Source organism: candidate division KSB1 bacterium (assembly GCA_034521575.1).
Classification (GTDB): Bacteria; Zhuqueibacterota; Zhuqueibacteria; order Residuimicrobiales; family Krinioviventaceae; genus JAXHMJ01.
On the sequence record JAXHMJ010000002.1, the window covers coordinates 1,152,114 to 1,173,084 of the forward strand.

General features: G+C 46.0%; 25 protein-coding genes and 1 pseudogene. 18 read left to right on the forward strand and 8 right to left on the reverse strand.

What is annotated here, in order from left to right; genetic code table 11:
* Positions 1 to 8: 8 nt before the first annotated feature.
* The 3 genes from U5R06_08245 to U5R06_08255 are packed head-to-tail and all read left to right on the forward strand — an operon-like array spanning position 9 to position 2,180.
* Positions 9 to 227: a FeoA family protein gene (locus tag U5R06_08245; protein MDZ7722791.1), complete on the forward strand. Its 219-nt coding sequence runs from the start codon at positions 9 to 11 to the stop codon at positions 225 to 227.
* The gene (feoB, locus tag U5R06_08250; protein ID MDZ7722792.1) at positions 224 to 1,819 is read left to right on the forward strand and encodes a ferrous iron transport protein B; all 1,596 of its coding nucleotides are present in this window, start codon (positions 224 to 226) and stop codon (positions 1,817 to 1,819) included. Before U5R06_08245 ends, feoB begins: the two co-directional genes overlap by 4 nt.
* A complete protein-coding gene (locus tag U5R06_08255) occupies positions 1,761 to 2,180 on the forward strand; it encodes a nucleoside recognition domain-containing protein (protein ID MDZ7722793.1) in 420 nt (139 codons plus the stop codon). Before feoB ends, U5R06_08255 begins: the two co-directional genes overlap by 59 nt.
* Positions 2,181 to 2,295: 115 nt before the next feature.
* Here U5R06_08255 and U5R06_08260 read toward each other — a convergent pair whose 3' ends face one another.
* Both U5R06_08260 and U5R06_08265 read right to left on the reverse strand, forming a co-directional pair.
* A complete protein-coding gene (locus tag U5R06_08260) occupies positions 2,296 to 2,793 on the reverse strand; it encodes an ARMT1-like domain-containing protein (GenBank protein ID MDZ7722794.1) in 498 nt (165 codons plus the stop codon).
* Between the two features lie 25 nt (positions 2,794 to 2,818).
* Positions 2,819 to 3,031, reverse strand: a complete 213-nt coding sequence (locus U5R06_08265; GenBank protein MDZ7722795.1) for a hypothetical protein — start codon at positions 3,029 to 3,031, stop codon at positions 2,819 to 2,821.
* A gap of 403 nt (positions 3,032 to 3,434) precedes the next feature.
* Between U5R06_08265 and U5R06_08270 the strand changes: the two genes are divergently transcribed.
* From U5R06_08270 to U5R06_08325, 12 genes and pseudogenes are all read left to right on the forward strand, one after another.
* Positions 3,435 to 4,469: an ABC transporter permease gene (locus U5R06_08270; protein MDZ7722796.1), complete on the forward strand. Its 1,035-nt coding sequence runs from the start codon at positions 3,435 to 3,437 to the stop codon at positions 4,467 to 4,469.
* A 4-nt stretch (positions 4,470 to 4,473) separates the two neighbouring features.
* A complete protein-coding gene (locus U5R06_08275) occupies positions 4,474 to 6,237 on the forward strand; it encodes a dipeptide/oligopeptide/nickel ABC transporter permease/ATP-binding protein (GenBank protein ID MDZ7722797.1) in 1,764 nt (587 codons plus the stop codon).
* Positions 6,238 to 6,417: 180 nt separating this feature from the next.
* Positions 6,418 to 7,452 carry an ABC transporter substrate-binding protein gene (locus tag U5R06_08280; GenBank protein ID MDZ7722798.1) on the forward strand — a complete coding sequence of 345 codons (1,035 nt, stop codon included), beginning with the start codon at positions 6,418 to 6,420 and terminating at the stop codon, positions 7,450 to 7,452.
* 117 nt (positions 7,453 to 7,569) lie between these two features.
* Positions 7,570 to 7,812: a hypothetical protein gene (locus U5R06_08285; protein MDZ7722799.1), complete on the forward strand. Its 243-nt coding sequence runs from the start codon at positions 7,570 to 7,572 to the stop codon at positions 7,810 to 7,812.
* Positions 7,802 to 8,455 (forward strand): sigma 54-interacting transcriptional regulator, encoded by a 654-nt coding sequence (locus U5R06_08290; protein ID MDZ7722800.1) that lies wholly within the window; start codon positions 7,802 to 7,804, stop codon positions 8,453 to 8,455. Before U5R06_08285 ends, U5R06_08290 begins: the two co-directional genes overlap by 11 nt.
* A gap of 40 nt (positions 8,456 to 8,495) precedes the next feature.
* Positions 8,496 to 8,674: pseudogene (locus U5R06_08295) on the forward strand (sigma 54-interacting transcriptional regulator).
* Positions 8,675 to 8,992: 318 nt separating this feature from the next.
* Positions 8,993 to 9,211, forward strand: a complete 219-nt coding sequence (locus U5R06_08300) for a helix-turn-helix domain-containing protein (GenBank protein MDZ7722801.1) — start codon at positions 8,993 to 8,995, stop codon at positions 9,209 to 9,211.
* A gap of 165 nt (positions 9,212 to 9,376) precedes the next feature.
* A complete protein-coding gene (locus tag U5R06_08305; protein ID MDZ7722802.1) occupies positions 9,377 to 9,949 on the forward strand; it encodes a hypothetical protein in 573 nt (190 codons plus the stop codon).
* Positions 9,950 to 9,981: 32 nt separating this feature from the next.
* Positions 9,982 to 10,728, forward strand: coding sequence for a tetratricopeptide repeat protein (locus U5R06_08310; protein MDZ7722803.1), 747 nt, complete (start codon positions 9,982 to 9,984; stop codon positions 10,726 to 10,728).
* Positions 10,729 to 10,733: 5 nt separating this feature from the next.
* Positions 10,734 to 11,222 carry a tetratricopeptide repeat protein gene (locus U5R06_08315; protein ID MDZ7722804.1) on the forward strand — a complete coding sequence of 163 codons (489 nt, stop codon included), beginning with the start codon at positions 10,734 to 10,736 and terminating at the stop codon, positions 11,220 to 11,222.
* Between the two features lie 282 nt (positions 11,223 to 11,504).
* Positions 11,505 to 12,305 (forward strand): PAS domain-containing protein, encoded by an 801-nt coding sequence (locus U5R06_08320; GenBank protein MDZ7722805.1) that lies wholly within the window; start codon positions 11,505 to 11,507, stop codon positions 12,303 to 12,305.
* On the forward strand, positions 12,286 to 12,774 hold the full coding sequence (locus U5R06_08325) for an ATP-binding protein (protein ID MDZ7722806.1): 489 nt from the start codon (positions 12,286 to 12,288) through the stop codon (positions 12,772 to 12,774). Before U5R06_08320 ends, U5R06_08325 begins: the two co-directional genes overlap by 20 nt.
* Positions 12,775 to 12,851: 77 nt before the next feature.
* Here the strand turns inward: U5R06_08325 and U5R06_08330 are convergent, their stop codons facing one another.
* The 6 genes from U5R06_08330 to U5R06_08355 form a co-directional block, all read right to left on the reverse strand.
* Positions 12,852 to 13,568: an SDR family oxidoreductase gene (locus U5R06_08330; protein ID MDZ7722807.1), complete on the reverse strand. Its 717-nt coding sequence runs from the start codon at positions 13,566 to 13,568 to the stop codon at positions 12,852 to 12,854.
* A 71-nt stretch (positions 13,569 to 13,639) separates the two neighbouring features.
* Positions 13,640 to 14,470: an AMP nucleosidase gene (locus tag U5R06_08335; protein ID MDZ7722808.1), complete on the reverse strand. Its 831-nt coding sequence runs from the start codon at positions 14,468 to 14,470 to the stop codon at positions 13,640 to 13,642.
* 11 nt (positions 14,471 to 14,481) lie between these two features.
* Positions 14,482 to 15,342 carry a radical SAM/SPASM domain-containing protein gene (locus U5R06_08340; protein MDZ7722809.1) on the reverse strand — a complete coding sequence of 287 codons (861 nt, stop codon included), beginning with the start codon at positions 15,340 to 15,342 and terminating at the stop codon, positions 14,482 to 14,484.
* Between the two features lie 10 nt (positions 15,343 to 15,352).
* On the reverse strand, positions 15,353 to 15,529 hold the full coding sequence (locus tag U5R06_08345; protein ID MDZ7722810.1) for a hypothetical protein: 177 nt from the start codon (positions 15,527 to 15,529) through the stop codon (positions 15,353 to 15,355).
* Positions 15,530 to 15,560: 31 nt separating this feature from the next.
* Complete coding sequence (locus U5R06_08350) at positions 15,561 to 15,782, reverse strand: hypothetical protein (GenBank protein MDZ7722811.1); 222 nt, start codon at positions 15,780 to 15,782, stop codon at positions 15,561 to 15,563.
* On the reverse strand, positions 15,775 to 16,176 hold the full coding sequence (locus U5R06_08355) for a MarC family protein (GenBank protein MDZ7722812.1): 402 nt from the start codon (positions 16,174 to 16,176) through the stop codon (positions 15,775 to 15,777). Before U5R06_08355 ends, U5R06_08350 begins: the two co-directional genes overlap by 8 nt.
* A gap of 276 nt (positions 16,177 to 16,452) precedes the next feature.
* Here U5R06_08355 and U5R06_08360 point away from each other — a divergent pair, with 276 nt between their 5' ends.
* From U5R06_08360 to U5R06_08370, 3 genes are all read left to right on the forward strand, one after another.
* Entirely contained in the window at positions 16,453 to 16,986 is a 534-nt protein-coding gene (locus U5R06_08360) for an ACT domain-containing protein (GenBank protein MDZ7722813.1), read from the forward strand.
* Positions 16,987 to 17,550: 564 nt separating this feature from the next.
* Positions 17,551 to 20,331, forward strand: a complete 2,781-nt coding sequence (locus U5R06_08365; GenBank protein MDZ7722814.1) for an Ig-like domain-containing protein — start codon at positions 17,551 to 17,553, stop codon at positions 20,329 to 20,331.
* Positions 20,332 to 20,708: 377 nt separating this feature from the next.
* The coding region (locus U5R06_08370; GenBank protein ID MDZ7722815.1) for a hypothetical protein at positions 20,709 to 20,971 on the forward strand (263 nt) is incomplete at its 3' end.

A 20,971-nucleotide genomic window follows, 5' to 3' on the forward strand; every position in this document is an offset into this window, starting at 1 on the left:
TTGATAAAGTGGAGCCCAACCAAACGATCAAAGTAAGAAGCATTATCGGAGGTTGGCATATAAGACAGAGACTTGATCAGCTGGGTATTTATATCGGGATACAAGCCACTGTAAAACAGGGCGGTCCCTTTGGCGGTCCTGTACTTTTGTCAATGCGCCATTCCACAATCGCACTCGGACGCCGAATGGCGTCTCACATCATTGTAGAACTTGTAGATCAAACATGACCCAACAGCATTCCAGGCAAAACCTGCACCCGCACCCTCAATTCTTACTGGTTGGACAGCCCAATTGCGGTAAAAGCACTCTTTTTAACAAAGTGGCCGGCTATCGTTCAGTGGCCACCAATTTCCCCGGCGCAACGGTTGAATACACCAAAAGCCACGTTACTATCAATAACCGCATTTGTAATCTTGTGGATATTCCCGGAATATACTCAATCACGTCCATGGACGCCGCGGCTGAGGAAGCAAAAAAATTCCTTTTAAATGAACGCAATGATGTGATCATCAATATAATTGATGCCTCGCAGCTGGCACGCAGTCTCGAACTTACCCTCCAGCTTTTGGAATTACGAATCCCCATGATCCTCTGTCTGAATATGATGGACGAAGCCAGCCGCAAAGGCATAGAAATCGACACGGAAAAACTCGAGTCCATTCTGCAAATCCCGGTGATCCCCGCCATCAGCACCCAGGGCACAGGCCTGGACGAGCTTTTTGATGCAGCGTTTTCCTGTTTTCAGGCTCCCTGCCGGGGCAAGTCGGTTCCCATGGCCCGGCATGTTGAAGAAAAAATCAAATCTCTGGAAAGTCAACTGACAGAACACATGAGCGCAGCCATAAAATCCCGGCCGCGTCTGTATTCGATTAAACTCCTGGAAAACGATCCCTATTTTAAAGATCAAATCAGCGCTGATCAGCCGCTCAACCATAAAGTTTCGATTTTACAAGATCAATTGGAATCAGAACATGGCGTGCCGGCGGATCAGGTGATTGCCAATGAGCGCCACTCCGGAGCTTTGCTGCTGTTTGAGAAAGTGGCAGATGTAAAATCTCCGGTCAAACGCTGGTTTGACCGGATCGATTCCCTGCTCTTGCATCCGGTTTGGGGGCTATTGATCATGTTGGGGATATTGGCGCTGTTTTTTATTTTTGTATTCAAGTTCGGCGGCCTGGTCGAAGAACCCTTGCTGGAGGCATTGACTGCCGGTGTTGATCTCATTGTGTCCCGGTTTGCAGAGCATGTATTTTGGGCCAAAATTGTTCAGGGAGCCCTGCAGGGAATTGTCGGGGGCATCGCTATTGTACTCCCTTACCTCCTGCCCTTTCTGCTGGGCATGGCCGTCATAGAGGATATCGGTTACCTGCCGCGCATTGCATTTCTCACAGACAGCCTCATGCACAAAATCGGGTTACACGGCACGGCAGTGGTTCCGGCGTTGCTCGGTTACGGATGCAGTGTTCCGGCTGTGATGGCAACACGCATCTTGTCCAATTCCCGCGACCGGTTCATCGCCACAGTGGTTGCTGTTCTGATACCGTGTTCCGCCCGAATGACCATTATTATGGGACTGGTGGGCTATTATCTGGGAGGACTGGCTGTCTTTGGAATTTATATTCTCAACCTGATCGTCATTATCATTACAGGCTCGATTATGAGCCGCCTGCTGCCAACGGACTCGCCCGGCATGATTATGGAAATGCCCGATTATCACAAACCGGTTCTCAAGGTCATACTTCGCCAAGACCTGGCTGAGAATGCGCGATTTTATCACTGTGGCCTGGCCTCTGCTGATTGTCGGCAGTCTGGTGCTTAATATCGCCCAATGGCAGAACTGGGATGATGTGATCAATCAGGTGCTGCTTCCCCTGACCCGGTTACTCGACCTGCCGCCGGAAACCGCCACAACCCTGATTTTCGGAATTCTGCGTAAGGAATTGTCCATGCTCATGTTGTTCCAGGCGCTCGGCACCACCGACGTATCGGCGGTTATGACCCACACTCAAATCCTGGTCTTTACACTGTTTGTGGTCTTTTATATTCCCTGTCTGGCCACGCTTGGCGTTATGGGAAAGGAAGTCGGATGGAAACACACCTTGGTAGCTATTCTGATTACCATTGTACTGGCCATTTCGATTGCATTACTGGGACGTGGTTTCGGCCTCTTGTTTCTCTAGCATTAATACCGGTCCGATCGTTTTACGATAAAATCTCCCTTGCTCACGCCCAAGCGAGCAGCGATAACGTTGCATTTTGCCACGAGTATAAAAAAGACAGGCGCCGGAATATCAATCAATCCTTCCAGGTTTCCCTGGCCTTTTGAAAGGATAACATCCGCTTTTTAAAAACAGACCTAAACTCTTCTGAGACATTCTCCCATACCGCGCCGGGGGCATTGTCCCCGGTGGTGATAATCTGTGCCTTTTCATTCAATCCTACCATCTTTGCGTCATCCAGAGTCGCGTCATTCAAAACAGGCGCGCCGCGTACTGCAAAATACAAATTCGGATGCGCTATAGCTTCGACAAACAATTCATCTAAAACGATCTCTCCGCAGTTGTCGCCGACATACAACACCGTTTCTGCTGTCTTTAGATCGCTGCGCAAACGCTCCGAATCATCAATGGCCAGGTCCGAATGCACCACCCGATCCAGGGTTTCTCTAATATCCAGTTGCTCCTGAGCGCCGAAATCAATGACATTGCCTGCCATCGCTATTCGTAATGCCATATTGAACGGATCATCGGCAGTATTGATCATCTTTTTCAACTCATCGTGATGCTGCATCATCTTTTGATTATGTTCTGCTTTTATTTCATGATAGGGATCCTCGAAATTCAGATTTCCGGATCATCTGGTGCATTTCCCGGGCCATATCAGGCGGTGACTGATCATAGTTCTCATCCGCCAGATATTGTAAAAGATGCCGCATGGCGGGTTCTTTTTCAGATTCGGGTATGCTCCCTGATTTTAAAAGCCGCAAAAAACTGTTTACCGTACAGGGGATACAGTCCAGTGTGATATTCAAGAATGACCTCCTTTTTAGCGTATAAATTAGTCTCTAATTTACGGTTTTCCAGAACGAATATCAAGACAATGTCGGTTACTTTTTCACGAGTTTTTCTTCGCTTGCCTTTGTATCTCACGCTTCTGCTTTTAATATTTACCCACTCGAAACCATATAGAGCCAATCAACTTTTACTCTTACACAAGGGAGTATTTTTATAGACATTCAAGTATCCAGCTGTGGTAAACATGCAACATTAAAATCAATTTTCAAAGCAACAGATTCGTTATTCCCCGGCCGAAATCCTGATTGATTGATCTTACTCCTTGTTATTTATTCACTTGCCACTACTCCCTTTTCTATCCAATACCCGCTGCTCTGAACCTTAATTTATTTGCAAATCTATTGTGATCAGGTATGATTTATGCAGAAACCGGTTCAAAGATACCCTATAACCACCTTTTATAGTATTGTAATTTATAAAGATACTATGATGAACAATCGCAGCAAACTAAAAATACCCTGGCTGGTCAAACGGCTGACCCAGATTCTCATTGTTCTGTTTGGCGTCAGTGTTCTGACATTTGTATTTTACGCCCTTGCGCCCGGGGATGCTGTCAACCAATACGCTGCTCCCAATGTTTCAGCCGAGAGGCTAGATGACATTCGTCAGCAGTACGGCCTGGACAAGAGCATTCCGGTTCAGTATTTTCGCTGGCTTGGCAAGAGCCTGCAGGGAAACCTGGGCTATTCACTTGCCAAACATCAACCGGTTGCTGATGTGGTCAGAACGGCTATACCCGCAACGTTACGGCTTACCCTGGCTGCCCTTTGTCTGAACCTAATTTTGGGTACGCTATGGGGAGTCTTTGCAGCTGTTCACGCCAATCGTCTGACCGGCCGCATATTAAATATTGTGAGTATTCTTTTTATTTCAATTCCTGTTTTCTGGCTGTCGCTTGTCGCGCTCTATTTTTGTAGTCTCCGATGGGGATGGTATCAGGCTTTTAATACATTTTCAGCCGGATCAACATGGGCGCTGTATATAAACCGCTATTTACTGCCTGTCTTGATTCTGGGAACAGCAGGCGCGGCCGCTACCTGCCGATTCGTCAGGGAGAATATGATAGCAGCCCTGCACGAGCCGTATTGTCTTCAGGCCAGGGCCGCGGGACTGCCGAATCAACGGATTGTCCGGTATGCGCTTCGCAATGCTCTCTTGCCTTTGATCACTCAAACCGGATTGATTTTTCCTTTTTTGTTAGGCGGTTCCTTTATCATTGAGGTTATTTTTGCACTGCCGGGTATGGGACGCATTACCTATGATGCGATTTTTTCACGTGACATTCCGGTCATTCTTTCGGTGAATATGCTGTCTGCAGCCCTGGTTGTTTTCGGTAATGCATTAGCCGACATACTCTACAGACACATAGACCCGAGAATTTCATTAACATACTGATGCCATGAATAAAGTAAACGTACTCGTATACGCAGGCGCAATACTATTGCTGTTTATGACACTCGCATTTACGCTGGGTCCCCTGCTCTCAAACTATCAACCCGATCAAATCGATCCATCGGGCACCCGATTGAGCGCTCCGTCTGCAGATCATATTATGGGAACAGATCAGCTGGGGCGGGATGTGTTTGCGCGTGTTCTGCAAGGAGGCCGTATTTCAATGTTCATTGCATTGGGAGCCGGATTCTGTTGTTTGCTGCTCGGAAGCACCTATGGAGCGCTTTCAGGCTATATCGGCGGCCGCACCGATGCTGTATGCATGAGAATAGTTGATGTATTGCTGTCTTTTCCGGTACTGTATCTGGCGGTTACCATCATGGCTGTGGCGGGGATGGGACTCGCGCCTCTTGCCATGGTCATTGTTTTAACCTGCTGGATGGACATAGCCCGGCTGGTACGCGCAGACATTTTGTCCATAAAAACCCGTCCCTATATAACCAAAGCGCTTGCCTCCGGTTATGGTTTAAATCGGGTTTTGTTTGTTCACATATTACCGAATGTGCTTCCGACACTGCTGGCAATTGCCCTTTTGCGAATAGCCGAAATCATTATGCTGGAATCTGCTCTCAGTTATCTCGGACTGGGTGTGCAGCCGCCTGCAGCGAGTTTGGGTTCAATAATCAGCGACGGGCGAATGTACCTGGCGACTGCATGGTGGATTACCGTGTTTCCGGGTGCAGCAATTGTTTTGACCACCGTTGGGCTGTATCTGCTCGGCGAGGGATTGCACAAGCGAAAAAGAGGTGAGCTATTTCTGACGATAGAACATTTAAAAGTTTATTTTAAAAATAACAAACGTGTGATCAAGGCTGTAGATCATATCAGTTTCACAATTCAGCCCAGGCAGACTTTTGCTCTGGTCGGAGAATCCGGCAGCGGCAAATCAGTCACTGCGGCATCGATCTTGAAACTTGTACCGCCTTCAGGACGTATGCAGGGTAATGTAATATGGAAGAACCAGAATATCGCCGCATTTACGGAAAAACAGATGCAGCGGATTCGAGGCGGGCAGATCGGGTTGGTGCTCCAGGATCCGTTATCGGCATTAAATCCGGTGATATGTATAGGAAAACAGATCGCTGAAGTTATACGGTTTCATAACCATCTATCTAAAAAAGAATCAAAACGCAAAGCTCTTGAGCTCATGCAGAGGGTATATTTGAGTCCACCGGATCAGTATTTTTCAATGTACGCGCATGAACTCAGCGGCGGTTTGCGCCAACGGGCTCTGATCGCCATCGCGCTGGCAGCAAATCCGGAACTGTTGATTGCTGATGAACCGACAACTGCGCTGGATGTATCCGTGCAGCAGCAAATCCTGCTGCTGCTGAGTGAACTGAAAAAAGAAATGCAATTATCCATACTCCTCATCACCCATGATCTTGGAGTGGTTTCGCAAATTGCAGAACATGTGGCCGTCATGTATGCGGGAAAAATTGTCGAAATCGCCGCCAAAGAAGCACTATTTGCAAATCCTCAACACCCGTACACCCAAATGCTGTTCAAAGCTATTCCGGGATTCTATCATTTGTCCGATGCGAATCAGACAAATACATATTCAGAAAAGAAACATAAAATCACCGGAACCGGTTGTTCATTCGTTCAGCGGTGTCCGGAATCGATGCCGATTTGCAGCCAAGCGCCTCAATTAAAACCCGTCAATAAGAATCACAGTTGTGCATGCCATCAAAGGAATTCACATGAATAATTACAGGAAAATATTGATTGCTATTCTGTTTCTCGTCTACCCGTCATCCTACAGCATTGCGCCTGTTTATGCACAAAACGAAACAGCAGTAATTGCCATCAAGGGTGATTTTGATTCACTCAATGATGCTGCACCGCATCTAATTCTAACGCCCTGCAGGTTATCAACAATATATTGTTCATGACCCTGTTTAAATTGAACAAAGACCTGGACTTTGAACCCCGATTGGCGGAATCCTGGACAGTGAATTCAGACAGCACCCTATTAACGCTGGTTTTGAGAGATGATATAAAATGGAGTGACGGTGAAAAAACCACTGCTAAAGATGTAGAATTCACCGTTCGGATCGCCACGCATCCCCAGGTGCCTTATCCGGCTTCATCCAGGTTTGACCGCATTCAGTCAGTTCAAGCGTTGAATGACACCACAGTTCAGGTCAAACTCGAATCCTGGTACCCGGATTTATTTTTTGATTTGAACATTCCGGTTCTGCCGGAACATATACTTGCAGCGATACCGGCGGCTCAAATCGCCCAAAGCGAGTTTAATACACAGCCCGTGGGCAATGGTCCTTATAAACTCAAGGAATGGAAAGCCAACCAGCACATTAGTTTTGAACGCAATGAATACTGGCCGTTAAAGCAACCGGCATTGTCCGGGATTGTATTCACCATCTTACAGGATGACATGCTGCTGCTTTCCAACCTGAAAAACGGGCATATACATTTGGCGCCGCACCTCAATCAAACCGTATTCAATCAGATCAAGCGCATCCCCTCAATCCGGGCAGTGCGCAGCCGCTCCAAAAGTTATTCATTCATCGGCTGGAACTGTTCACAAGACCGGTTTGAACAAAAAATCAGACTCGCGCTAAGCCGGGCGATTAACAAAAAACAAATTATTGATATCTGTCTGGCCGGATATGCCAAACCGTTTCGAGGGCCATTTCTGCCTGAATCCAGATACTACAATCCCGAGCTTTCAGGGATACCCTACAATCCGAATAAAGCAAAGCAGATATTGGTTGATGAGGGCTGGCAGGATTCCAATGGGGACGGCATCCTCGAGAAAAACAACCGGCCGTTCGAACTGGTATTGACCATTAACGCCGCAAGCCAGCTGCAGAAAGATATAGCCACAGTGATTCAGTCGCAGTTGTCGCAAATTCGGTCTGGAGGTTTCAATACAACCACTGGAAATCAACGCATTTCTTAAATCTGTTTTCCGGGACCACAATTTCGATGCGGTCCTTCTGACCTGGGACACCGACTTTACAGTAGACCCTTTCTCCCTGTTTCATTCGATAATCCATTCAGGCGCGGCTATAATTTTGTGGGCTTTGCAAATTCAAAAATAGACAGTCTGCTCGATAAAGCAAAAACCGTCTCTTCAGCAGAAAACGCACAACCCCTTTGGGACAAGTTTCAAAAAACCATTCTTGATCAGTCCCCTTATACTTTTCTATACATTCCGGATCATCTGAGTGCCGTGAATCATAATTTAACAAACACAAGCATCGATATACGCGGTTTCCTCAATAATAGTCACGAATGGCAGCTGATTGATGAACGATAAAAATCGATATACAGTACTGTTGTACAGTCTGGATAAAGAAACAGCGGTACGTTCAGCGTTCGCATTGAGTGATGCCGAGGGCGATTTGATCCCGTTTCAGGATTTCAACAAGCTGCTGGAATATGTTAAGAAAAGTCCGCCCGAACTGCTGCTCATCGATATTGACCATAGCACTCAAAAGCCGTTAAAGTTGATCCAGACCCTGAACTCTTTCAAGCAGTGCGTCCTCATTGGCATAACCCGTAATAATCCTTTGAATATTGTGGTTCAGGCCGTACGCTATGGAGTCCGGGATGTACTGAGCCTGGACTCGGATATGCTCAAGCTGCAAAAAGAGATCGGCGGTCATTACCAGGACTGGCGCGAACGCGATCAGTCGTTCCTGGAACGGCAAAAAAAAGAATATGATTTCAGCAACATCATCGGTCAGAGCCAGCCGATCCAGCAAGTATTTAATCTGATATCCAAAATTGTAAAACGAAAATGGGTGACGGTACTGGTTTACGGGGAAACCGGTACTGGAAAAGAATTGATTGCCCGAACGATTCATTATCAAACCTGCCGCGAAGATGAACAGTTTGTGGAAATAAACTGCAGCGCCCTTCCGGAAACCCTGCTCGAGTCGGAGTATATCCGGCTATGAAAAAGGCGCCTTTACCGACGCAAAAACCAGCAAGAAAGGTCTGTTTGAACTGGCTGACAACGGCACTCTGTTTCTCGACGAAATCGGTGAGATCACACGCAGATGCAGGTGAAACTGCTGCGTGCCCTGGAAGAAAAAAAGATCAGACGGGTCGGCGGCATTCAGGATATTCGCATCAACACCCGCATCATCACAGCAACCAACCGCGACCTCAAGGCCGCCATCCGTGATGGCAAATTTCGCAGCGATTTGTTTTACCGCCTGAACGTCATCCATATCTATGTTCCGCCGCTGCGGGAGCGCGATAAAGATATCGTATTATTGGCTGACTCTTTTCTCAAGCATTTTGTCAAAGAATATGAAAGCCCGATCCAGTCGTTTTCGAAAGAGGCACGCGATTTTATGTGCAACTACACCTGGCCCGGCAATGTACGGGAACTCAAACACAGTATTGAACGAATTGTTCTGTTGAGTGACAACAAGGTTATTTCCAGAGAAGAGATGGAGCAAACCATCCAGTCTGAAACCCCGATTGAGATGAGCGCAAAACCGAATACGGATTATCTGCAGCTAAAAATCCCGCCCGAAGGGATCACCCTCGAGGACGCAGAGTGTGCCGTCATCAGCATGGTTTTGCAAAAAACAGGCTGGAACAAAAGACGCACCTGCCGTATCCTGCAGATATCCAGGCCCCGCCTGGACAGAAAAATCGAGAAATTTCAATTAAACCCCGTATCCAGTAAAAAGACAAAATAGTAACGAAATGTTACCATTTCATATAATATCTTGTTTATTTAACATACTATTATTTAGTTGTTTTAATTAGACTTATACTGCTTTACTAATTTGGCATTGCTTTTGCTTGATCGAGATACAGCTTATCAAAGAGGAAATTTGGAACCAACAGTAAGGAGGCAAGACGTGAAATCTTTCAAGAGATCTGTCTCGATCATTGCCGTAGCGTTAATGGCGGTCATCATTGCTTTGACCGGCTGCAGCACAGACAATGCTGTATCTCCCACAAGCAGCGCCAATCAGAGCGCTCAGGGAAAAATCGTGCAATCCGATATCGGGCCTGTACAAATTCTCAGTCTAAAATCAGCGCCGCTGGCAAAATCAGCGGCCGAGCAATTTATTGTCGCCAAGGAGGGAGGCACCATTGCAATCGGGAACAACACGCAAGGTATCAGTAAAATTGTCTTTAAACCCAATGATCTACCGAAGGACATGAGCATTACGTTCAGCTGGGCCATTGACGAGTATTGTATCGGTGAATTCGGTCCGCACGGAACACAATTCAACTCGCCCGTACGCGTAGAGTTGTCCTACAAAGCCGCCGAGTTGACGAATGTGGATGAAGAGAACCTGCGTATCTCGTATTACAACGAAAACACCAATGTCTGGGAAGTATTGGGCGGTAAAACAGATGTTGAAAACAAGGTGCTGATCGCCTATTTGGAACATTTTTCCAGATATGCGATTATTGTTGTCTAATAAATCAAACATCTTCAACCAATGAGAGACTAGTGGCAAACACTAAAGACAGTTTTGAAAATAATCAGTTTTCGATACAGGAAAAAATAGCTACTTTTTTAAAACAAATTGAACCGCGTGAAAATTCTTGCGAAGTCACCATAAAGTCATTGCAAAATTTAATCTATGAATTGGTAGATGAACAGGAACAAGAGTTAAGAATTGATTTCCTGGACCGTTCAAGTTCAGAACTGTTCGAACGTTTTAAAGGGCTCTTAAATCGCCCTCAAGAGATACAGATCAAATTGTGGCTGGCTTCACATTATGAGCTTTTGGGAGCCTATCAAAAGGCTCTCAAAAGTTATCAAAATGTAATAGAATTATGTGAGTCTGATGACTTTTACCGAGAAAAAGCAGAAGCCCTTAGATGGGCTGGCCATATCAGGGCCAGAAGAAATCAATGGCAAGAAGCATTTAAATTGCTTGACAAATGCTTAAATATTTGCCTAGAACATGAAGATATCGTTGCAGAATCGAGAGCGAGAAACTTAATTGGTTTAATTAATTTTGAACGCGGTGAATATGAATATGCCAATACTCATTGGCAAAAAGCATTAGAACTGTCTGATCATTTTGATAATAATAGGCTTACGGCTTCATATTATCATAACCTTGGAATTTCGTCAAACGTAAGAGGAGATTTCGAAAAGCTCTTGCCTGTTATGCCGAAGCATTGCCCCGGTTTGAAAAAATCAGCCATACACGCAGTCTGGCCCATACCTTTCACAATATGGCGATGACTTTTGTGGACCTGAAACGCTTCGCGGATGCCGGGCAGTATTTCGAAAAAAGCTATCACCTGGCCAAAGAAATTGGAGATGTCCATTTACAGGCTAATGTCAAGCTGAACCGCAGCAGACTTTATCTTGAAATCAATGATCTGATGCTGGTCAATGTCCTCTGCCATCAGGCTTTGACCGTTTTCAGAAAACTGGGCGACCATCTCGGTGAAAGCGATGTATTCCGTTATATGGGAATCCTGTATACCCGACGGAAAAACTGGCAAAAAGCACAGCTTTATCTCAAAGACAGTCTGGATATGGCGCAAAAATATCAAAGTCCCCTCAATGAAGCGGAATCTTATCTGGAGTTCGCCCACTTTTACCGCGCAAAAGAAGATAAGGAACAGACTGTCAGACAATATAAACAGGCGGAAAAACTATTTAAAAAAATAAATCTAAATTTCAAAGCCGAGCAGGTGAGTAAGGAACTATCAGAATTTAATCCCCACTAACCATAACCCTATACCTCATGACGCATCGTATCAAAGCCCGGCCCACACCTTACTGCCGGGCTTTTTTACAGCTGTAACGAAACGTTACCATGTCATACTCTGTCCACAAAACAGTAACATTTCGTTACCATGGAACCATTGCGCCCTTTTCCTTCCGATGTTTGTCGTTCATTGTTATTATTACACTTGGCAAGTAAATAATCAATGACTTGCATGGCACATTAGTTGCTTTTCATTCAGACAGCATTTGAAAGGGTTGTTTAGAAAAAGGAGTTTTACGGCATGACAATGACAACCGCAGCACATCTTGGAGTTATTGCAACTGTTTGGAGCGGAGGTCTTTTGGTTCTGGCAGTTATTCTGTCTGCACACCTTTTGGTTATGAAAATTAAACACGAGAACCAGCCGGACAATGAGAATACGTTTCTCATAAATAATATGCCCAACCCGGTCTTGTACTTTAAACATTCAAAATGCCTGTTTGCCAATCCGGCTTTTTATGAGATGACAGGCGAAAACAACGTCAAAGGCAAATATTTTCTGGATTATTTTGCAGAGTCGGACCAGAACAAAATACGATTATTAACCTATAAAACCCGCCAGGAAAAAAGGCAAACTCTCCAGTACAGAGCCCATCTCAAGACCGAAACTGCAGCATATCTGCCGATACAGGTGGTTATCATTTTAGAGCCGGGTGTGCAAAATCAGACAGGATATCTGGTGCTCTATGACAAACGCAAAGAACAGGACCTGACGAATGAACTGGAAAAGTCCAATAAATTAAGAGCAGCGGGACAACTGGCCAGTCAGATTGCTCATGACTTTAACAATCTTTTGACACCCTTGCAAAGTTATCCGTATCTGATTAAAATATCATTACCTGAAGGTCATAAAGCGATTGAATATGCCGAGCACCTGGAAGATGTCTGCTTTAGAATGAGCGACCTCAATCAGCGAGCTGCTGAGTATGGGAAGACGATACAAACAACAATTTTACAGCGTCGATTTAAAGTCGGAAATCAAAAAAACCGTTTCATCCGCACAGGTACCCGAGTCTATCAAATTGTCTCTGCAACTGCCTGAAAAAGACATAAATATCCATGGCAACAGATCACAGCTTTCGCGCGTGTTTCTCAATATGATCAATAATGCGGTTGATTCTATTGAAGAGAATGGTGAAATTAAAATCAATGTGAGTGAATATTACGCGGAAAAAATACCCAATGGTTTCCCGGATTGCAAAACAGGTAACTATGTAAAGATCGATATCAGTGATACCGGTCAAGGCATTGATATGAATATCCTCAAGGATATTTTCGAGCCCTTTTTCACGACAAAAAATATGAGTGGTACGACAGGATCAGGACTGGGATTGACCATCGCCAGAGAAATCATCAGCGACCATTCAGGATTTATCACAGTCAGCAGCAGAATCAATCAAGGATGTACATTTTCACTCTATCTCCCGATCGAGTCTGCAGCCAAAGATCAAAAAGAATCTTCTAAACGGGATAGTCTTTTCACCCAGTACAAACAGGCAGCGTGCTACTAAAAGACCAGGCAAGGAGTTTCCAATTCCTCTTTGTAAGCGAAAAGGGCGTTTTCAACAACGCCCTTTTTTTTATTGCATTACAATTTTCCCGGCATTTCCACGATACTGCCGGTAATGTCATCCGCACGGTCTGAACATAAGAAAGCGGCGAGTTTTGCGATTTCAAGCGGAGCAACCCACTTTGATGAATCAGCATCCGGCATGGCTTTTTTATTTGCTTCTGTCTCGATCATACTCGGGGCAATACTGTTCACCTGGATATTTTTTTCCTTTCCCTCCTGCGCCAGGGACTTTGTCAAAGCGATCAATCCGGCCTTGGATACTTGATAGCTGCCCCGTTTTGTTTTGGGATTCAATGCAGCCAATGCTGATAGGGTTATAATCTTTCCTCCCCCCTGCTTTAGCAAAACAGGCCAAAGCGCTTTACTGCACAAAAAAGCTGATTTTAGATTGAGATTCATCATAAAATCCCATTCATCTGCTTCAGTCTCGGCCAGAGTTTTACCGGCTGTGAATCCCCCCATCGAGTGTACCAGTCCATCCACTCCACCAAATCTCTCCACAGCAGTGTCTTTCATCCTCAGGATATCCTGCCAATGTGTGAGATCAGCAGCGATTGGCAGCAAACGTTCATTCTGTTCGCTCTCAATATCAGATAGTGAATGCAGCAACTTGTCTTCATCCCGGGCTACCGCCACAACATGCGCCCCCTCTTTTAAAAAATGACGGGTGATATGACGTCCCAACCCTCCGGATGCCCCTGTAACGACAAACGTAGATTTTTCCAGCAGCATACATCACCCTTTTTTATTGATATAACGAATAACAGAAAAACAACATTCCCGGTCATCCTGTTTTCTACAACTCACCAGCGATAATGGCGAATATGCTCTCCCTTTTCCTGAATTTCATACATCGAGTTGATACCGATGCTGATATGCTTTTCAGCAAAATCGTTGAATACATCTTTTGATGAGTGTTGTGTCTTAATACCGCCCTTTTTTAACGGCAGGTCTGAAACCAGCAACAGGGCGCCAATGGGGACTTTGCTGGCGAATCCCACTGAAAACAAAGCCGCACATTCCATATCAATCGCAATAGCCCGTTCATCGTATAATTTGCGTTTAAATCCATCATTAAATTCCCAGAACCGGTAATCCGTTGTATGCACCACGCCGGTGCGGTAATCCAGACCCTCGTCGACCAGCATCTGGCTGATAAATTTTTGAATTTTAAAGGTGGGCAAAGACGGAACTTCCGTGGGCAGAAAATGGCCGGAAACCCCTTCGTCTCGAATGGCCGCTATCGGCAATATAAAATCTCCAACGCGCAGCGACCGGTGCAAGCCGCCGCACATACCCAGAAAAAGAACAGCTTGCGGATCAATCACACTCAGAGCCTCGATGATCAATGCCGCAGTGGGAGCGCCGATTTTGAAATCGATCATACTGACTCTAATTTCCGGACTATGCACCGCAGACATGGCCGATCCTTCACATCGTTTACCATTAAACCGGCGCTCAAATACATCCATATATCTGTGAAAATTTGTTAAAATAATATACGAATTAAAATCGTCTGCCCTGGCGCCTGTATATCGTTCCAGTATTTCCCGGGCCACTTTTTGTTTTTCCGGATTGTTATAAATCAGGTTTTTGGCGTTCTCCTGGTAAAACATTTCATTAAAATCACTCATAATCAAATCCTTTATTTAAATAATCCGATACCATAATTACAATTTCGGCAAAGAGAAATAGCATCGCGGTTTTTCAGAACCTGCTGCCTGAACCGCTGATAGCTTTCCGAGGTCCATACCTGATTAAATATCCCGGCATCTGTAAAACAACCCATGGCATATTCGGCATTTTTATCAAAACAACAAGGCACAATCGTGCCGTCCCAGTCAATAAGCGTGGTCATCCACAAACGGGGACACGCGCCTTTTCCCCGCATTACGATAAATTTCTCTTTACCCAGATCATAGCGCCGATATGTTTCATCTGCAGGCAGCCACTCCTGCGCTTCTTCATAGCTATTGACCTGAACCGTTTTGATCAATAATCGGTCTACTCTTAGCTTTTTTGCTAATTCCTTAATATCTCCAAGTTCTTTCTCATTGTGTTTCATAACAAGAAATTGCAGAAACAGATATGGTGTTTTGCTGTTCAATTGCTTTTTAGCGGCTATTAACTGTTGAATACCGTCAATGACTTTGTGCAAGTCTCCGCCGCGTCTGTAATGAGCATAGGATTCCGGATTCACACCGTCCAGTGAAAGGATCATGCTGTCCAAACCACTATTCACCACAGCTTTTGCTTTTAAAGATGAATCAAAAAAATGCGCATTGGTGCTTGTAGAAACGTACAGGTTATAGGACTTGGCAAAGGCGACCATTTCATTTATTTTGGGATGCAGATACGGTTCTCCCTGATGATACAGTGTAATATAAACAACTCGGTCCGCAACAGCTTTAATAAATGTTTTATAATTCTCCAAACTCATCATACCACGCGGACGCCGTATCCGACCGCTCCCTGAAACACACAAAGGACAGCGCAAATTACACATATTGGTGGGTTCAATATTGACAATCGGCGGCAGACCCCAGACAACAGGGACGGCGACGCATCACAGAAAACACGAAAGACAAAGCATTGATCACCGCATTCTCGATTCGCCGCCATGTCAAAACCTTGAAAACCTGACGAATCGAAATCTCTTTTCCCACCCCCGGTGACCAGCTGAGTTTACTCATATCGTTCCCTGCCGTCAAGCGTTTATTGTCATTAAAACACTTTGAGCCAGGTGCGAACACCCTGCATAATCATTTCAATGGAAAAGGTCCCGACCACCAGAGCTGTTATTCGGCCGGCGACTTCGATATAGCGTTCAATTAGTTTTTCATTGCGCAGCTTGACGTAATCGTGCAGTTTTTTCAGCAGCAACAGCGTGCCGATGCACAAAAACACCGCAATAAAGGCGGAAACAATGGCGCCCATATTATTCAAACGCTGACCGTTCAAAATAGAAGCGCTGCACCGATCCGGGTCCGATCATGATGGGCATGGTCAATGAACCGGCCACCTGTTCCGGTTCACCGCGAAGCGTTAAAATCGCTTTGGGACCGTTGAAAACAAAACGCAGACCGATGATCAGAAAGACAATCCCTCCAAACACCTGAAACGAAGCAAAACGCGCCTGTAAAAGTTCTATAAAAATTCTGTTTCCCAGAATGGAAAACACCGAAAATACCAGAAAGCTGATGATGCCGGCTCGTGATATGATTTTCCAGAATTCTCCAGTTGTTGAATCCTGAACCAATTCTATGATGTAAATGACAATCAAAAACGGATTTAAAAGTAAAAAAAGCAATACCACTGAATCAATAATGGGAGAAGCCATAAAATCGCACCTTTTTCTTTATTCATGCCGTAATGTAATCATCTTGCAGTTTTTTCACAACATTTGATTTCCAGCAGCGCAATAATGTGCAGATTGACATCTGATTTGTGTTCATGTTCATTCATAGCAAAGATATGGATTTGTTTTGTTATGATTGGGTTCGCAAACCGTTCACCTTGGGCCCGAAATACTCCACTCCCTTCTTATTTCCTTGACAAAAACAGGTAATATCAATAAATTAACTGTTGATTGAACCACAAAACAGGAAACACAATAATGGACAAACACATCGTCATCACATGCGTGGGGCCGGATCAAGTGGGTCTGGTGGATCAGGTCACTGAAACGATACTGGAAAAAAAGGGAAATGTTCAAGAAAGCCGGATGGCCCGCCTGGGCGGAGAGTTTGCCATGCTCTTGATGGTCACCGTACCGGAAACCCATTTGAAGGACCTTGAAAAAAAATTGGAAAAATTGCAGGACGACGGTTACCACGTTTATACACGCGAAACCGGCCGCGACATACCGTCGCGTTTTCAAGGCTGGGTACCTTTTGATCTTGACGTCACAGGTGCCGATCATGAAGGAATCCTGCACTCTATCACCCATTCACTGGCGGAAAAAAACATCAATGTGGAGCTCTTGGATACGGCTGTTACATCCGCCCCGATGAGCGGCACTCCCCTGTTCACCCTGAATGCCGTCATCCTGGTTCCGCCCGGACTGTCCCGGGAAGAATGGAACAGACCTCTTGAACAGGCCGGCAGTGACGCCAATGTCAACATTACAGTGACACCCTATACGGGGTAATTCGTATTACAGAGCATTCCCTGTGTTCAGTGTTTACGGTGTTTTAGAATCTATAAAGATTCCGGAACCCATATCTGAATCTGTTTTTAATTTATAGATCCGGGCTGATTATGTATCATAGATACAATAAACCATTCATTATACAATTCTTTACTGACAAAGAAATCCGGGTACAATAGAATCAATTAGAATGAAAATCACATGATATGCCGGGGAGTCGTTGCATGAAATCAGTAGCTCCTGCGTCCTGCTGCACAATCATTTTAACCGTTTCCGGATTTAAACAAGCGTACTGAACATCAATATAAAGGAACTCACCGGACACAGTTCTTTCATTTCAAGACATTTTCTATCGCATATTACTATCCTGAGATTTCAACTGAACCCTGTGCTTTTGCCGTTGACAGTCTTTCCGGGAAATTTTACGCATTAATGCCTAAACGCTGTATATACATCTACAAGTCATAGTATGAGACTGGTAAACCGAATATTTTATTTATCCCAATTTATTAAATATATTATAATTATCAATAGAAGATTGTATTGTAAAAGATTGGTTATCCAATGAAAAAAATATTTTTTTTGATCGTTTTCTTCCCTTTAATGCTACTCGCACAGGATGCACCCTGGTTTTCAAGACAAATTTACGCAAACAAACTCAGGGTGAATGATCCCAAGGACGATGATTTTGCCACCCTGGATAACCGCAATGGCCACTGGGTGAGTGACGGCTGGTATGCCCGTTTTCAAGGAGTTGACGGGAGCCGGCTTGTGATCACCTTTAAAAACGGCCTGCCCTTGAAAGGCAGGCTGTCATTTGGTATGCGGAATATCAACTTGTACGAAGATGTCAGCGCCAAAGATCATGTTATCGCCATGTTAACCAGTTCCATCGACGGTGAGCCGGATCATTTTGACTCGGACGGCGCCTGGATGTACATTCGAACGGGCACCGAGTATAAACGCTCCAACGGCGCCTGCGGGCTTTTAGTGGACGCAGGGTCAAACGGACTCGACTCCCGGCAGCGAACGTATGCTGCATCCAATCAACAATGGGATCGAAATAAAGGAAATAATTTTCAAATCATCTGGGATCAGAATCATCTCTGGATTTATTTAAATTATAATTTGGTTGCACAAGTACCATTCGAGAACCAAAAAAATCGATTCAGACAGCTGTGGCTGGCCGGGGATGGGAATGTTCCCACAATCACAGAACCGGTTTTTTCCGGGCTTCGTATTTTCACCACAGACGAACCCATTCACGTGCTTGAAAAATTTTCCGGTGATGCTCAAACCGGCTCCATTGGCTCCACTCTTTCCTCGCCTCTCCAGGTTCAGTTAACGACGGATGATGGTTCACCGATAGCCGGTAAGCCAATCACCTTTGAGATTGAAACCGGCGGCGGAAATTTTGATGGAGAATTGCAGCGCACCGTGAATACCGGACAGGATGGTATCGCTGACATTGACTGGACGCTGGGACAAATCATCGGTGAACAGCAGGTGCGCGCTGAATACAAAGATATGAATGTCCTGTTTACCGCCACAGCTACGGCGGGAGAACCATCCACCCTGGTTCAGCTCCAGGGAAGCGGACAGACGGTCAATCCCGGTGTTGCGTTTCCACAGCCCTTTCAAGTCCGTGTCGATGATTCTTTTGGAAATCCCATGAGCGATCAGACGGTAAATTTCGAGATAACAGCCGGGAACGGCTCTCTCAACGGTCAATCATACGCTGCTGTTGTGACCGATGTGAATGGTATTGCATCCGTCTTTTGGACACCGGACTCTCTGAAAGGAGCGCCCAATACCCTGCAGGCCGGTTCCCAGCATAACGGTTCTGCGTTGCAAAATTCTCCTGTGGAATGGCACTATCCGGCTGCCGATATCAATCCGCAATATTCTGAAATCCAGGCCACCGGCCCCAAGCTTGCCGACGGGCAGGATATCTCTACCGTTGTTGTGACGCTGCGCAACTCTCAAAATAATCCTGTCGGCAGCGGCTACAAAGTCCGGCTTTCAGTCAGCGGCAGCGGCAACTCGCTTGTCTGGCAGAATCAGATTACAGATACAAACGGACAGGCAAAGGCATATCTGAGCAGCACCCGCGCAGAGACCAAATCTTTGGCCGCTACTGTATCGGGCCCGGATATCAACCTGGCGCAACAGGCAACCGTGACGTTTGAGCCTGAAACCGTAGAACCCAACTCTCTGATGTATGTCTCGGGGAATCAACAAACGGTCGCAGCCGGCACGCTCGCAGAGCCCTTAAGTGTCCGGGTCGTAAATCCAAACGGCAATCCGGTGGCAAACCAGCAGGTGACATTCACTTCTATTTCAGGTGGCGGGACGTTTTCCGGTCAATCCACGCTTTATGTCACGACCGACGCAAACGGTCTGGCGCAGGCCACTCCCCGTGTATCCACAACCGCAGGTATGAATCACACATTTTCAGCCTCTGCGGACACTCTGGAAAACTCACCCATCCTTTTCACGCTGACGTCCAAAGCCGGCACAGGTCGTAATTTGAATATCATTCAAGGCAACAATCAGACCGGATATCCAGCCAGTACGCTTCCGAACCCGGTGATCCTGCAACTCACAGATGCATACGGGAATCCGGTAGCGAATGAATCAGTGACATTCACTCTTGAAACCGGTGATTGTTTTATCAACGGAAGCCAAACGACCCAGATTGAGACTGACGGCAACGGCCGCGTGTCTGTGACTATATCGCTTGGAGATGAAATCACCCAGTCGTCAGTGATCGTCTCAACACCCCAGGCATCGACCCGTATTACTGTCAATACCGTACAAAATATTAACCTGCCGGACCTCAATCGTTCCAGTATCAGCGCTACTTCACCGATAACCCCGGACGGTCAGGCTGCGTCCACAGTCACCGTCACGGTATTAAATCAATTATCCGAACCCGTTGAGGGTATACAAGTTGAGGTACGAGTCAGTGACAACCGTGCAAGCGTCTCTGTGCCCGACCCGGTATCCGATGCTCAGGGTCAGGTGCAGGCCTACATCAGTTCTACCCAAGAAGGCCGGGTCACTGTAACGGCGCACCTCCCGGCCCACAACCTGACTCTGCAGGACCAGGCCGTGATTACATTCAGCTTTGTAGAGACGGGATTTATCGCAACATCAAATATCCATTACACCGGTGTGGTGGGCAAGCCGCTGCCTGAGCCGCTTGCCGTTCAACTGACCCGCGGCAGCACTCCGGTGTCCGGACAGCCGGTAACATTCAGTGTCATAAGCGGTGATACCCGATTCTGGAAAATTCCGAACAGCAGACTGCCGGCACCAACGCCAAAGGTATCGCCGCGCTGAACGTTAATCTGGGCACAACCGCCGGAACGCCATCAGATATCTGGCGCAAAGCGAGTTTGTGCCGGATACAAGTATTGTATTCACCCTTGTTGCAGAACCCGCTCCGGCCGTTTCACTGGTTAAAGTGTCAGGGGATGAGCAAAAAGCAGGACCTGGTGAGCCTCTGCCGGATTCTCTGATTGTATTGGTGAGAGATTTTTACAAAAACCCGGTTCCCGGTGCCTCTGTTAACTTTATATCTCCTTTGGGAGGAATGATCCTCACCCCTCAGCCGGGTCACGACGCAATGCGGCGGTCAGGCTGCAGCAAAGGTTCAGCTCGACGAGGATAATGATTCCGCCTATTTTCAGGCGACTCTACCTTCCGGTACAGGTGTGATGTTCAGTGCTGATGTCATCAGACAAAATACACCCCCGACGGTTACAGAGTTTGAACCGGAGCAGTCTGAGCTTTTTCATCATATCGGCGACGCTATACAGTTTAAAATCGTTAAAATCTATGATCCGGATCGCGATACCATGACGTATACCTGGCTGCTGAATGATGAACCTGTCGGCCGGGATTGGAGCCTGACTCTTCAGATCGGGGAATCCTGGCACGCAGAAAACACCGTATCCTGCGTGATATTTGACGGCACCGA

Bases quoted from the DNA above. Each gene is read 5' to 3' on its own strand.
- U5R06_08345 (MDZ7722810.1), bottom strand. From the start codon at position 15,529: ATGAGTAAACTCAGCTGGTCACCGGGGGTGGGAAAAGAGATTTCGATT.
- U5R06_08340 (MDZ7722809.1), bottom strand. From the start codon at position 15,342: ATGTGTAATTTGCGCTGTCCTTTGTGTGTTTCAGGGAGCGGTCGGATA.
- U5R06_08320 (MDZ7722805.1), top strand. From the start codon at position 11,505: ATGACAATGACAACCGCAGCACATCTTGGAGTTATTGCAACTGTTTGG.
- U5R06_08355 (MDZ7722812.1), bottom strand. From the start codon at position 16,176: ATGGCTTCTCCCATTATTGATTCAGTGGTATTGCTTTTTTTACTTTTA.
- U5R06_08270 (MDZ7722796.1), top strand. From the start codon at position 3,435: ATGCAGAAACCGGTTCAAAGATACCCTATAACCACCTTTTATAGTATT.
- U5R06_08280 (MDZ7722798.1), top strand. From the start codon at position 6,418: ATGACCCTGTTTAAATTGAACAAAGACCTGGACTTTGAACCCCGATTG.
- U5R06_08300 (MDZ7722801.1), top strand. From the start codon at position 8,993: ATGAGCGCAAAACCGAATACGGATTATCTGCAGCTAAAAATCCCGCCC.
- U5R06_08335 (MDZ7722808.1), bottom strand. From the start codon at position 14,470: ATGAGTGATTTTAATGAAATGTTTTACCAGGAGAACGCCAAAAACCTG.
- U5R06_08360 (MDZ7722813.1), top strand. From the start codon at position 16,453: ATGGACAAACACATCGTCATCACATGCGTGGGGCCGGATCAAGTGGGT.
- feoB (MDZ7722792.1), top strand. From the start codon at position 224: ATGACCCAACAGCATTCCAGGCAAAACCTGCACCCGCACCCTCAATTC.
- U5R06_08255 (MDZ7722793.1), top strand. From the start codon at position 1,761: ATGCGCGATTTTATCACTGTGGCCTGGCCTCTGCTGATTGTCGGCAGT.
- U5R06_08365 (MDZ7722814.1), top strand. From the start codon at position 17,551: ATGAAAAAAATATTTTTTTTGATCGTTTTCTTCCCTTTAATGCTACTC.
- U5R06_08260 (MDZ7722794.1), bottom strand. From the start codon at position 2,793: ATGATGCAGCATCACGATGAGTTGAAAAAGATGATCAATACTGCCGAT.
- U5R06_08290 (MDZ7722800.1), top strand. From the start codon at position 7,802: ATGAACGATAAAAATCGATATACAGTACTGTTGTACAGTCTGGATAAA.
- U5R06_08275 (MDZ7722797.1), top strand. From the start codon at position 4,474: ATGAATAAAGTAAACGTACTCGTATACGCAGGCGCAATACTATTGCTG.
- U5R06_08330 (MDZ7722807.1), bottom strand. From the start codon at position 13,568: ATGCTGCTGGAAAAATCTACGTTTGTCGTTACAGGGGCATCCGGAGGG.